Origin of the sequence: Pseudomonas sp. MH10, from assembly GCF_034353045.1 — a bacterium.
In the GTDB taxonomy this organism is placed as follows: Bacteria; Pseudomonadota; Gammaproteobacteria; order Pseudomonadales; family Pseudomonadaceae; genus Aquipseudomonas.
Genome location: NZ_CP133783.1, coordinates 4,315,001 through 4,328,090, shown reverse-complemented (window position 1 = coordinate 4,328,090; position 13,090 = coordinate 4,315,001). Strand labels below are relative to the sequence as shown.

Sequence of the window (13,090 nt, the reverse complement as noted above, 5' to 3'; positions counted from 1 at the left end):
TGGCGGAGCAGGGAGCAGGCAATACCGCCCTGCCCCCAATTCGCGTCACGTGTTATTCGGTTTCCAGATCGATATCGATACCGAGCGAACGAATTTCTTTGATCAGTACGTTGAAAGACTCGGGCATGCCCGGCTCCATACGGTGATCGCCGTCCACGATGTTTTTGTACATCTTGGTCCGACCGTTCACATCGTCCGACTTCACTGTGAGCATTTCTTGCAGAGTGTAAGCCGCGCCGTATGCTTCCAGCGCCCACACTTCCATCTCCCCGAAACGCTGACCACCGAACTGAGCCTTACCACCCAGCGGCTGCTGGGTGACCAGGCTGTAAGAACCAGTGGAACGCGCGTGCATCTTGTCGTCCACCAAGTGGTTCAGCTTCAGCATGTACATGTAGCCAACAGTGACCGGACGCTCAAACTTGTTACCGGTACGACCGTCGAACAGCTGCATCTGGCCGCTTTCTGGCATATCTGCCAGTTTCAGCATGGCCTTGATTTCGCTTTCCTTGGCACCGTCGAAGACCGGCGTAGCCATTGGAACGCCGCCACGAAGGTTCTTCGCGAGATCCAGAATTTCTTTATCGGACAGATCTTCCAGACTTTCTTGGCGACCGCCGATTTCGTTGTAGATCTCGTTCAAGAACTTACGCAGGTCTACAACTTTACGCTGCTCTTCCAGCATGCGGTTGATCTTCTCGCCCAAACCTTTAGCTGCAAGGCCAAGGTGAGTCTCAAGGATCTGACCGACGTTCATACGCGAAGGTACGCCCAGCGGGTTGAGGACGATATCTACCGGGGTGCCATTGGCATCGTGCGGCATGTCTTCAACTGGCATGATTACGGAAACCACACCTTTGTTACCGTGGCGACCGGCCATCTTGTCGCCCGGCTGGATGCGGCGACGGATTGCCAAGTAAACCTTAACGATTTTCAGAACGCCAGGTGCCAGGTCATCGCCTTGCTGCAGCTTGCGCTTCTTGTCTTCGAACTTGTCGTCCAGAAGGCGGCGACGATCAACGATATAAGCTTGGGCTTTTTCGAGTTGATCGTTCAGAGCATCCTCAACCATGCGCAGTTTGAACCACTGACCATGCTCAAGACCGTCGAGTGTTTCGTCGGTGATGTCCTGACCTTTCTTCAGACCTGCGCCGCCTTCAGCCTTACGGCCAACCAAAGCGGAACGCAGACGTTCAAAAGTTGCGCCTTCAACGATGCGGAACTCTTCGTTCAAGTCTTTGCGAATTTCATCGAGTTGGGTCTTCTCGATCGACAGGGCACGAGCATCACGCTCAACACCATCACGAGTAAACACTTGAACGTCGATAACAGTACCCTTGGTACCGGTAGGTACGCGCAGGGAAGTGTCCTTAACGTCGCTCGCTTTCTCGCCGAAGATTGCACGCAACAGTTTCTCTTCCGGGGTCAGCTGAGTCTCGCCTTTCGGAGTGACTTTACCAACCAGGATGTCGCCTGCGCCTACTTCAGCACCTACATAGACAATACCGGCTTCATCAAGCTTGTTCAGTGCAGCTTCACCCACGTTAGGGATGTCTGCAGTGATTTCCTCAGGCCCAAGCTTGGTGTCACGGGCCACACAGGTCAGTTCCTGAATGTGGATCGTGGTGAAACGGTCTTCTTGGACTACACGCTCCGAAAGGAGGATGGAGTCTTCGAAGTTGTAACCGTTCCATGCCATGAACGCGATGCGCATGTTCTGACCAAGTGCCAGCTCACCCATATCGGTGGATGGACCGTCAGCCATGATGTCGCTGCGCTCAACTCGATCACCCTTGCTCACCAGCGGGCGCTGGTTGATGCAGGTGTTCTGGTTGGAGCGGGTGTATTTGGTCAGGTTATAGATGTCTACGCCGGCTTCACCGGTTTCAACTTCATCATCAGCAACACGAACCACAATACGGCTAGCATCTACCGAATCGATCACGCCGCCGCGACGAGCAACAACACAAACGCCTGAGTCACGAGCAACGTTACGCTCCATCCCGGTGCCGACCAACGGCTTATCGGAACGCAGGGTCGGTACTGCTTGGCGCTGCATGTTCGAACCCATCAACGCACGGTTGGCGTCATCGTGTTCAAGGAACGGGATCAACGAGGCTGCAACCGAAACTACCTGCTTCGGCGAAACGTCCATCAACGTGACGTCTTCCGGCGCCTTGACGGTGAATTCGTTGAGGTGACGTACCGCAACCAATTCATCAACCAGATGACCGGTTTCGTTCATTGTCGCCGAAGCTTGAGCGATAACGTGATCCGCTTCTTCAATTGCCGACAGGAAAACGATCTCGTCAGTTACCAGCGCGTCTTTAACAACACGGTATGGGCTTTCGAGGAAGCCATACTTGTTGGTACGCGCATAGGCCGCCAATGAGTTGATCAGGCCGATGTTCGGACCTTCTGGCGTTTCAATCGGGCATACACGACCGTAGTGAGTAGGGTGTACGTCACGAACTTCAAAACCAGCACGCTCACGAGTCAAACCGCCGGGGCCGAGCGCTGAAACACGACGCTTGTGGGTGATCTCTGACAGCGGGTTGTTCTGGTCCATGAACTGCGAAAGCTGGCTGGAACCGAAGAACTCCTTCACCGCTGCCGCAACCGGCTTGGCGTTGATCAGGTCCTGCGGCATCAAGCCTTCGCTTTCCGCCATCGACAAGCGCTCTTTAACTGCACGCTCTACACGCACCAGACCTACACGGAACTGGTTTTCAGCCATTTCGCCAACGCAACGAACACGACGGTTACCCAAGTGGTCGATGTCGTCGACAATACCTTTGCCGTTACGGATATCAACCAGAGTCTTGAGGACGGCGACGATATCTTCTTTGCACAACACGCCCGAACCTTCGATCTCGGTACGACCGATACGACGGTTGAACTTCATCCGGCCGACCGCAGACAGGTCGTAACGCTCAGGGCTGAAGAACAGGTTGTTGAATAGCGTTTCGGCTGCATCTTTTGTTGGTGGCTCGCCAGGACGCATCATCCGATAGATTTCGACCAGCGCTTCCAATTGGTTGCTAGTGGAGTCTATTTTCAGCGTATCCGAGACGAACGGTCCGCAGTCGATATCGTTGGTGTACAACGTTTCGATACGGACAACCTGAGATTTGGCGATTTTTGCAATAATCTCAGTGTTCAGTTCAGTGTTGCATTCAGCGATGATTTCGCCAGTCGCAGGGTGCACGATGACCTTGGCGGTAGTACGACCCAGGACATAGTCCAGAGGCACTTCCAGCTCTTTGATCCCGGCTTTTTCCATCTGGTTAACATGGCGAGCGGTAATCCGTCGGCCTTGCTCGACAATGACCTTGCCTTTGTCATCCAGAATATCCAATACCGCAATTTCACCACGAAGGCGCTGAGGAATCAGCTCCAGATTCAGGTTTTCACCCTGCACGTGGAAGATGTTGGTGGTGTAGAACGCATCGAGCACTTGCTCAGTCGTGTAGCCGAGTGCGCGCAACAATACGGACGCAGGCAGCTTACGACGACGGTCGATACGAACAAACACGCAGTCTTTCGGATCGAACTCGAAGTCCAACCACGAACCACGGTATGGAATAATACGCGCGGAATAGAGCAGTTTACCGGAGCTGTGCGTTTTGCCGCGGTCGTGATCGAAGAACACGCCCGGGGAACGGTGCAACTGGGAAACGATTACGCGCTCGGTACCGTTGATTACGAAGGTACCGTTTTCAGTCATCAGTGGGATTTCACCCATGTAGACTTCTTGCTCTTTGATGTCCTTGATCGCTTTGTTCGACGATTCTTTGTCGAAAATGATCAAACGAACCTTGACCCGCAAAGGCACAGCGTAAGTCACACCGCGCAGCACGCACTCTTTGACATCAAATGCCGGTTCGCCCAAGCGATAACCCACATACTCCAGCGCAGCATTGCCGGAGTAGCTGATGATCGGGAAAACGGATTTGAAGGCTGCATGCAGACCGACGTCGCGGAACTGATCTTTGGTCGCTCCCGCTTGCAAGAATTCGCGATACGAATCCAGCTGGATGGCCAATAGATACGGCACATCCATTACGTCCGGCAACTTGCTAAAGTCCTTGCGGATACGTTTTTTCTCAGTATATGAGTAAGCCATCAGCGTTCCCCAGCTTGGTCACCTGCTTGTTTGGCTCCTCCCGACGGGAGCAACCAGAAAATCGTGCAAACCCCTTGGTTTGCGCCACCGCATCGGGTGGGTCTTGCGCGCTATAGAGGCCAACTAGGTCAGCGATCTATAACGGAAAAAGGCCGGTGGCAAGAGCCACCAGCCATCAGCCTTTTGCTTTACGCTTGGGCTGGAGACACAAGTCGATACTTACTTCAGCTCGACTTTAGCGCCTGCTTCTTCCAGTGCAGCTTTGGCTTTGTCAGCAGCGTCTTTCGATACTGCTTCCAGAACCAACGAACCAGCACCAGCGTCAACTACTGCTTTGGCTTCTTTCAGGCCCAGACCGGTCAACTCACGTACAGCCTTGATCACGTTGACTTTTTTGTCGCCAGTTTCAGTCAGGATCACGTTGAATTCGGTTTGCTCTTCAGCAACAGCAGCAACAGCAGCTGGACCAGAAGAACCGGCAGCAGCAGTAACGCCGAATTTTTCTTCGAAAGCTTTGATCAGCTCAACAACCTGCAGAACAGACATTTCAGCTACGGCGTTGAGGATATCGTCTTGAGAGATAGACATGACTCTAATTCCTAATTGGGGGACGGCCTACACGGCCATCAAAATAAACAAAAAAGCGCGAGAGGAAGTGCTCAGCCTTAAGCTGCGGCAGCTTCTTTTTGCTCGCGAATAGCCGCCAGAGTACGAGCCAATTTGCTGGTAGCGCCTTGAATCACGCTCATCAGCTGAGAAATTGCTTCGTTACGGGTCGGCAGAGTTGCCAGTACGTCGATCTGGTTAGCCGCGAGGTACTTGCCCTCAAACGCAGCTGCCTTGATCTCGAACTTATCCTGACCTTTCGCGAATTCTTTGAACAAACGGGCAGCAGCACCAGGATGTTCATTGGAAAAGGCGATCAAGGTCGGGCCGGTGAACACGTCGTTGAGAACACTGTATTCAGTGTCAGCAACTGCGCGCTTGAGCAAAGTGTTACGTACTACTCGTACGTAAACGCCTGCTTCACGAGCCTCTTTACGGAGTCCGGTCATAGCGCTAACTGTCACACCACGGGCATCAGCCACGACAGCAGACAGAGCAGCTTTGGCAGCCTTGTTGACTTCAGCGACGATGGCCTTCTTGTCTTCAAGTTTAATTGCCACGGGTTTAACTCCTGCTTGTTACCGTTTCATCCAGCCGAAGCCGGATGTCGTTTTGGTGTCTGATTCGGTAAGGAACCGGGAGCACCATCTGCGTAGGCTTGAGGTTTAAGGCTTGCGCCGCCTACGGTCTTGGATAGCCCCCGCCAGGCAGGGACCCCAATTTTCATGGATGCAGTGGAACACATCCATTTTGTCTTACGCGTCCAACGACCCTTGGTCGATGATCAAACCTGGGCCCATAGTGGTGCTCAGGGTAACGCGCTTGACGTAAATACCTTTCGAAGAAGCTGGCTTGATACGCTTCAAATCAGCGATCAGCGCTTCTACGTTTTCCTTCAGCTTGGTAGCGTCGAAACCGACTTTACCAACTGAGGTGTGGATGATGCCGTTTTTGTCGGTGCGATAACGAACCTGACCAGCTTTTGCGTTTTTAACGGCAGTAGCTACGTCGGGGGTTACGGTACCAACTTTAGGGTTAGGCATCAGGCCGCGTGGGCCGAGGATCTGACCCAACTGACCAACAACACGCATCGCGTCCGGGGAGGCAATAACAACGTCGAAGTTCAGGTTGCCTGCTTTCATTTCAGCAGCCAGGTCGTCCATACCAACGCGATCAGCGCCGGCAGCCAAAGCGGCTTCAGCAGCTGGGCCTTGGGTGAACACTGCAACGCGAACGGTCTTGCCAGTGCCGTGTGGCAGCACAGTAGCGCTACGAACAACCTGATCAGATTTACGCGGATCAACGCCAAGGTTCACAGCGATATCTACAGATTCGCTGAATTTGACGGTCGACAGCTCGGTCAGCAACGCAGCAGCATCTACGAAGTTATAGGCTTTGCCCGCTTCGATTTTGCCGGCGATAGCCTTTTGGCGCTTAGTTAGCTTAGCCATTACACACCCTCCACGTTGAGGCCCATGCTACGAGCAGAGCCGGCGATGGTACGCACGGCTGCATCCATATCAGCTGCAGTCAGATCCGCATTTTTTGCTTTTGCGATATCTTCCAGCTGCGCACGAGTAACAGTGCCAACCTTAACGGTGTTTGGACGAGCGGAACCGCTAGTCAAACCTGCAGCCTTCTTCAGCAGAACCGAAGCCGGGGTGCTTTTCGTTTCGAAAGTAAAGCTACGATCACTGTAAACAGTGATGATCACGGGAGTCGGCAAGCCTGGCTCAATACCCTGAGTACGGGCGTTGAACGCTTTGCAGAATTCCATGATGTTCACGCCGTGCTGACCCAATGCAGGACCAACAGGCGGGCTAGGGTTAGCCTGAGCGGCTTTCACTTGCAGCTTGATGTAAGCGGTGATTTTCTTGGCCATGAGGCACTCCAATTACGGGTTCAGACGCCTAAAAAGGCTCCCCGGTTACTTGCGCGTTTATCCCAGTGACGACAAAACCCCACAGCCTAGGGCTGCGGGGTATGGGATTTTCGTTCAGCTATGCCTTTTCGACCTGACTGAACTCAAGCTCTACCGGGGTAGAGCGACCGAAAATGAGCACTGCCACTTGAATCCGGCTCTTTTCGTAGTTAACTTCTTCTACCGTGCCGTTAAAATCGGCGAACGGACCATCGGTGACTCGAACGACTTCACCTGGCTCGAACAGCGTTTTAGGCTTCGGCTTGTCGCTACCATCAGCGACACGACGCAGAATTGCTTCTGCTTCTTTATCTGTAATCGGTGCCGGCTTATCAGCAGTACCGCCGATAAAGCCCATAACACGAGGAGTGTCCTTGACTAAGTGCCAAGTCCCTTCATTCATGTCCATTTGAACCAGCACATAACCTGGAAAGAATTTGCGTTCGCTTTTGCGTTTCTGGCCGTTACGCATTTCAACCACTTCTTCAGTGGGAACCAGAATTTCGCCGAAGCCTTCTTCCATGCCAGCCAGTTTCACACGCTCTAACAAAGAGCGCATGACATGCTTCTCATAACCCGAGTAAGCATGCACTACGTACCAACGCTTAGCCACGGGACACCCTTAGCCGACGATCAAGGAAACAAGCCAACCGAGCAGGGAATCTAAACCCCACAACAGCAGCGCCATAACCAACACAACAGCCACAACAATCAATGTGGTCTGCGTAGTTTCTTGGCGAGTAGGCCAAACGACTTTACGAATCTCGGTACGAGCTTCCTTTGCCAACACGAAGAAAGCTTTACCTTTGGCTGTCTGCAAACCAACAAACGCAGCAGCAGCAGCAATAGCAAGCAATACGAGCACGCGGTACAGGATCGGTTCCGCTGAGTAGTACTGATTGCCGACAACGCCAACCACCACCAACGCGACAACAAGCAGCCACTTAGGCAGATCAAAGCGAGAGTCTTGGGCTTCAGCCTTGGGAGTCATCTACGGGGATCCTGTGAAAAGAAAGCCAGATTACACCGAGTGAATCTGGCAGGTCAGGAGGGAATCGAACCCCCAACCTACGGTTTTGGAGACCGTCGCTCTGCCAATTGAGCTACTGACCTAAAAGCAAAATTAGGCCGACCATTATGCCGACCCAACGAGAGTTTTTCAACCACTTACTCGACAATTTCCGGCTTAGCGCTTGCGCCGACTAATTACCGCCGCCACAAACCCTCGAACAAAAATTGCAATCTATCGTAACCGGCCGAGTCGGCGTAAAAACCGCCCCACTCTCTGAAATCTTTAGGTTGCACTTCGACGCGCATGGAAAAACGCTATACCAGCAGATCCGTGCCACCAACGCAAAAACCAAAAATTAAAGCGAGAGAACGTATCACGCTCAAAACAAAGGCAGATATTTTCATATCTGCCTTAGTAATGGAGCTCTTGAGCAGATTCGAACTGCTGACCTCACCCTTACCAAGGGTGTGCTCTACCAACTGAGCTACAAGAGCAAACACTTGCACAAACAAAAAACTTGGAGCGGGTAGCGGGAATCGAACCCGCATCATCAGCTTGGAAGGCTGAGGTTCTACCACTAAACTATACCCGCAGAGCTTATTGCTTACGCTCAAATTTGGTGGAGGGGGAAGGATTCGAACCTTCGAAGTCGTAGACGTCAGATTTACAGTCTGATCCCTTTGGCCGCTCGGGAACCCCTCCTGAACGAGGCAGCATTTTCAACTCATGCTACCCTTCTGTCAACCTTTTTCTCATTAAAAACCTGAGGTTACAACCGTTGACCTCTACTGCACCGCTTTCGCAACCAATGCCACACTGCGGAGCGGGCGCCATCATATGCAAACTAGCCGGCGGTTGCAATGCCTTCACAGGACATTATTTTCTGTTTTAGCTGGCTAAAATCCAGAATCAGTCCGCTCATTAGACCGTCGTCAATTAAACGTCGACTGCCAGGCAAGATTTTCAGCCAATAAGTGGCGCTTGAGCTCTCATCGAGAGAGACAGGCTGCGACTGTATATCAAGACTTGTTAAACGCTGCTCAACTGAGCGTGCATCTTCTTGACGGGTGAAGCCTCCCAGATAGAGACATTTCTCATCTGCCTTACCAGGAGAGTCCGATTCGCTCAAAAGCTTAATGTCTTGCTGAGAACTTTTGTATAGCGAAAACGGGATTATCTCCTTGGCATGCAAAGGCGCTTCTTGCTGATGCCAGAGGTAATAAAATATATTTAGCACCAGCAATAAAAGAAATAACCAGCGCATAGACACCTCAATTCAGGGGGCAAGCCAATGCCAGTCCAACGAAAACCAAATCAGGCATTACTCGCGCAAAGGGCAATATATCTTTAACCAAAATCGCATCGCCACCGGTCACAAACACGGAGAACCTTTCTCCCCAATATTTTTTGGCCATATCTAATTGCGTAAGCACAAAGCCCTGCAACATCAGCGAACACCCGCGTTCCACTGCCTCTGCTGTTGAACGACCAGGGGTGAAGCTCGCAAGCGCAGCATGCGCTATATCGTCGCTGTATCGAATGCGGCGCGTATGGGTTGTGAGCTGACTCCGCATTAGGGGCACTCCGGGACAAATAAACCCGCCGAGGTGCTGACCATCAGGTGAAACGAAGTCCGACGTTATCGCCGTACCCAAATCCACGACCAGACAAGCACCTGCCGCGAGATGAAAGGCACCCACCAGGGCAAGCCATCGATCTAAACCCAACCGCTCGTATTCTTCATAGCCATTGGTCACACCCGCCATGCGCATAGTCGGAACGGCGCTGATGATCGTTACCGAAAAAGCGGAAGACAAAGCCGCAATCAGATACTCGGTTTCTTCATCGGTACGAACACTCACAAGCCGGCAACCTAACAGACTCAAACCTTTGACCGCCTGAATAGCTTGCAGCAATGCAGCATCGGAATCGACTACCCCGCCAGCAACTACTCCAGCACCATCCAGCAGAACTACCCGCCATTTGATGAAGCTGTTTCCACAATCGAGTTCAAGTATCATCCCGCAGCCTCAGACTGAGCTCGCCACCACTAAAAACCTCTTCCTCTCCCGCAACCTGAAGCCGCAAGGCCCCGCGCGCATCAACACCTAAAACTATTCCGTCAATTTTGTTGGTGCCTGCCAACAGCGTCACCGAACGGCCCTGCCAAAGATGGTTTTGCTCCCATTCGGCCCGCAACGCCGTGAAACCTCCTTTCAAATGAATATTGAAATAATGCATAAGCGAGGCATTAAGGTGCGCCACTAACTCATTTCGATCAGTTAGCACGCCGGTCTCAAGACGTATGGAAGTCCATAGTTGGTCAACTTCAGGAGCCGCCTTCATATTTACATTGATACCCACACCAACCACAACGTGGCAAATATCGGCAGGGTCTCCCACTAGCTCCAATAGCACACCCGCCAGCTTTCGCTGGCCTACAAGGATGTCGTTCGGCCATTTCAGACCTGCATCCTTTACTCCAATCTCACCCAAAACATGCAAGACCGCCAGGCCCACTACCAGGCTCAAGCCTTCAAGCTGGCGCATGCCACCCTCAACCCTCAAAGCGAGACTGTAGTAAATATTCTCAGCAAAAGGGCTTATCCATTTTCGTCCACGGCGACCTCTGCCGGCAGTTTGTCGCTCGGCAAGCACCAAAGCGGGCATCTCTTGGCCCCGACCAATTAAACGCATCGCCTCGGCGTTGGTTGAATCAATGGAGTCAAAAACGTACACAGGCCACCCAGGAGAAGAACCCGAGCTTAGAATTTCATCCTGGCTCAATAGTGATATTGGAGTCGCAAGACGATACCCTCGACCCCGCACCTTATGAATCTCAATACCGAGCTCAGCCTCTAGCTGCTGGAGTTGTTTCCAAACGGCGCTACGGCTAATTCCTAACGCGAGCCCTAAGGCCTGTCCCGAATGAAAGGTGCCGTCCTTGAGAAGTTTTAACAACGTCAGCATGCCAATAACGCCTAACAATTGAGGCACGCATAATAGCTATGCACACAGCTAATGCATAGAAACCAAGATGCCTTTAATTCGCGCATAAACAAAACCCCTGAACGCGTAAGCGATCAGGGGTTCTGGAATTTAATCTTGACGATGACCTACTCTCACATGGGGAAACCCCACACTACCATCGGCGATGCATCGTTTCACTGCTGAGTTCGGGATGGGATCAGGTGGTTCCAATGCTCTATGGTCGTCAAGAAATTCAGTAGCCAGTGCGTGCCCTCCTGCGAGTTCACGTGCCAGCGAATGGGGATGTGATAGATCTGTGGGTTTCGAATTTTCGGTTGTGTCGTCTTCACACACCTCAATTTGCTTCATCGCAAATTGCTTGGGTGTTATATGGTCAAGCCTCACGGGCAATTAGTATGGGTTAGCTCAATGCCTCACAGCACTTACACACCCCACCTATCAACGTCGTAGTCTTCGACGGCCCTTCAGGGGACTCAAGGTCCCAGTGAGATCTCATCTTGAGGCTAGTTTCCCGCTTAGATGCTTTCAGCGGTTATCTATTCCGAACATAGCTACCCGGCAATGCCACTGGCGTGACAACCGGAACACCAGAGGTTCGTCCACTCCGGTCCTCTCGTACTAGGAGCAGCCCCTCTCAAATCTCAAACGTCCACGGCAGATAGGGACCGAACTGTCTCACGACGTTCTAAACCCAGCTCGCGTACCACTTTAAATGGCGAACAGCCATACCCTTGGGACCGGCTTCAGCCCCAGGATGTGATGAGCCGACATCGAGGTGCCAAACACCGCCGTCGATATGAACTCTTGGGCGGTATCAGCCTGTTATCCCCGGAGTACCTTTTATCCGTTGAGCGATGGCCCTTCCATACAGAACCACCGGATCACTAAGACCTACTTTCGTACCTGCTCGACGTGTCTGTCTCGCAGTCAAGCGCGCTTTTGCCTTTATACTCTACGACCGATTTCCGACCGGTCTGAGCGCACCTTCGTACTCCTCCGTTACTCTTTAGGAGGAGACCGCCCCAGTCAAACTACCCACCATACACTGTCCTCGATCCGGATAACGGACCTGAGTTAGAACCTCAAAGTTGCCAGGGTGGTATTTCAAGGTTGGCTCCACGCAGACTGGCGTCCACGCTTCAAAGCCTCCCACCTATCCTACACAAGCAAATTCAAAGTCCAGTGCAAAGCTATAGTAAAGGTTCACGGGGTCTTTCCGTCTAGCCGCGGATACACTGCATCTTCACAGCGATTTCAATTTCACTGAGTCTCGGGTGGAGACAGCGCCGCCATCGTTACGCCATTCGTGCAGGTCGGAACTTACCCGACAAGGAATTTCGCTACCTTAGGACCGTTATAGTTACGGCCGCCGTTTACCGGGGCTTCGATCAAGAGCTTCGCGTTAGCTAACCCCATCAATTAACCTTCCGGCACCGGGCAGGCGTCACACCCTATACGTCCACTTTCGTGTTTGCAGAGTGCTGTGTTTTTAATAAACAGTCGCAGCGGCCTGGTATCTTCGACCGGCGTGGGCTTACGCAGTAAATGCTTCACCCTCACCGGCGCACCTTCTCCCGAAGTTACGGTGCCATTTTGCCTAGTTCCTTCACCCGAGTTCTCTCAAGCGCCTTGGTATTCTCTACCCAACCACCTGTGTCGGTTTGGGGTACGGTTCCTGGTTACCTGAAGCTTAGAAGCTTTTCTTGGAAGCATGGCATCAACCACTTCATGTGCCGAAGCACACTCGTCATCAGCTCTCGGCCTTAGAATCCCGGATTTACCTAAGATTCCAGCCTACCACCTTAAACTTGGACTACCAACGCCAAGCTGGCCTAGCCTTCTCCGTCCCTCCATCGCAATAACCAGAAGTACAGGAATATTAACCTGTTTTCCATCGACTACGCTTTTCAGCCTCGCCTTAGGGACCGACTAACCCTGCGTCGATTAACGTTGCGCAGGAAACCTTGGTCTTTCGGCGTGGGTGTTTTTCACACCCATTATCGTTACTCATGTCAGCATTCGCACTTCTGATACCTCCAGCAAGCTTCTCAACTCACCTTCACAGGCTTACAGAACGCTCCTCTACCGCATCACCTAAGTGATACCCGTAGCTTCGGTGCATGGTTTGAGCCCCGTTACATCTTCCGCGCAGGCCGACTCGACTAGTGAGCTATTACGCTTTCTTTAAAGGGTGGCTGCTTCTAAGCCAACCTCCTAGCTGTCTAAGCCTTCCCACATCGTTTCCCACTTAACCATGACTTTGGGACCTTAGCTGACGGTCTGGGTTGTTTCCCTTTTCACGACGGACGTTAGCACCCGCCGTGTGTCTCCCATGCTCGGCACTTGTAGGTATTCGGAGTTTGCATCGGGTTGGTAAATCGGGATGATCCCCTAGCCGAAACAGTGCTCTACCCCCTACAGTGATACATGAGGC

General features: G+C 52.3%; 10 protein-coding genes, 4 tRNA genes and 2 rRNA genes (1 of these 16 only partly in view). All 16 read right to left on the bottom strand.

What is annotated here, in order from left to right:
• Nucleotides 1-52: 52 nt before the first annotated feature.
• Nucleotides 53-4,126, bottom strand: coding sequence for a DNA-directed RNA polymerase subunit beta (gene rpoB / locus RHM59_RS19335; protein ID WP_322166338.1), 4,074 nt, complete (start codon nt 4,124-4,126; stop codon nt 53-55).
• Between the two features lie 219 nt (nt 4,127-4,345).
• Nucleotides 4,346-4,714, bottom strand: coding sequence for a 50S ribosomal protein L7/L12 (gene rplL / locus RHM59_RS19330; protein WP_322166339.1), 369 nt, complete (start codon nt 4,712-4,714; stop codon nt 4,346-4,348).
• Between the two features lie 77 nt (nt 4,715-4,791).
• Nucleotides 4,792-5,292, bottom strand: coding sequence for a 50S ribosomal protein L10 (gene rplJ / locus RHM59_RS19325; protein WP_322166340.1), 501 nt, complete (start codon nt 5,290-5,292; stop codon nt 4,792-4,794).
• Between the two features lie 195 nt (nt 5,293-5,487).
• A complete protein-coding gene (gene rplA / locus RHM59_RS19320; protein WP_322166341.1) occupies nt 5,488-6,183 on the bottom strand; it encodes a 50S ribosomal protein L1 in 696 nt (231 codons plus the stop codon).
• Nucleotides 6,183-6,614 carry a 50S ribosomal protein L11 gene (gene rplK, locus RHM59_RS19315; protein ID WP_065833634.1) on the bottom strand — a complete coding sequence of 144 codons (432 nt, stop codon included), beginning with the start codon at nt 6,612-6,614 and terminating at the stop codon, nt 6,183-6,185. Before rplK ends, rplA begins: the two co-directional genes overlap by 1 nt.
• Before the next feature lie 118 nt (nt 6,615-6,732).
• On the bottom strand, nt 6,733-7,266 hold the full coding sequence (gene nusG / locus RHM59_RS19310; RefSeq protein ID WP_219062798.1) for a transcription termination/antitermination protein NusG: 534 nt from the start codon (nt 7,264-7,266) through the stop codon (nt 6,733-6,735).
• 9 nt (nt 7,267-7,275) lie between these two features.
• Complete coding sequence (gene secE / locus RHM59_RS19305; protein WP_322166342.1) at nt 7,276-7,644, bottom strand: preprotein translocase subunit SecE; 369 nt, start codon at nt 7,642-7,644, stop codon at nt 7,276-7,278.
• Between the two features lie 46 nt (nt 7,645-7,690).
• Nucleotides 7,691-7,766, bottom strand: a tRNA-Trp gene (locus RHM59_RS19300).
• A 317-nt stretch (nt 7,767-8,083) separates the two neighbouring features.
• Nucleotides 8,084-8,159: transfer RNA gene (locus RHM59_RS19295), tRNA-Thr, on the bottom strand.
• A 24-nt stretch (nt 8,160-8,183) separates the two neighbouring features.
• Nucleotides 8,184-8,257 (bottom strand) — tRNA-Gly (locus RHM59_RS19290).
• A 25-nt stretch (nt 8,258-8,282) separates the two neighbouring features.
• A tRNA-Tyr gene (locus RHM59_RS19285) sits at nt 8,283-8,367 on the bottom strand.
• Nucleotides 8,368-8,509: 142 nt separating this feature from the next.
• Nucleotides 8,510-8,929, bottom strand: a complete 420-nt coding sequence (locus tag RHM59_RS19280) for a hypothetical protein (protein WP_322166343.1) — start codon at nt 8,927-8,929, stop codon at nt 8,510-8,512.
• 7 nt (nt 8,930-8,936) lie between these two features.
• Nucleotides 8,937-9,686, bottom strand: a complete 750-nt coding sequence (locus RHM59_RS19275) for a pantothenate kinase (protein WP_322166344.1) — start codon at nt 9,684-9,686, stop codon at nt 8,937-8,939.
• Entirely contained in the window at nt 9,676-10,635 is a 960-nt protein-coding gene (birA, locus tag RHM59_RS19270; protein WP_322166345.1) for a bifunctional biotin--[acetyl-CoA-carboxylase] ligase/biotin operon repressor BirA, read from the bottom strand. Before birA ends, RHM59_RS19275 begins: the two co-directional genes overlap by 11 nt.
• Nucleotides 10,636-10,768: 133 nt before the next feature.
• Nucleotides 10,769-10,884: ribosomal RNA gene (gene rrf, locus RHM59_RS19265) — 5S ribosomal RNA — on the bottom strand.
• 141 nt (nt 10,885-11,025) lie between these two features.
• Nucleotides 11,026-13,090, bottom strand: a 23S ribosomal RNA gene (locus RHM59_RS19260) (it continues 826 nt past the right edge of the window).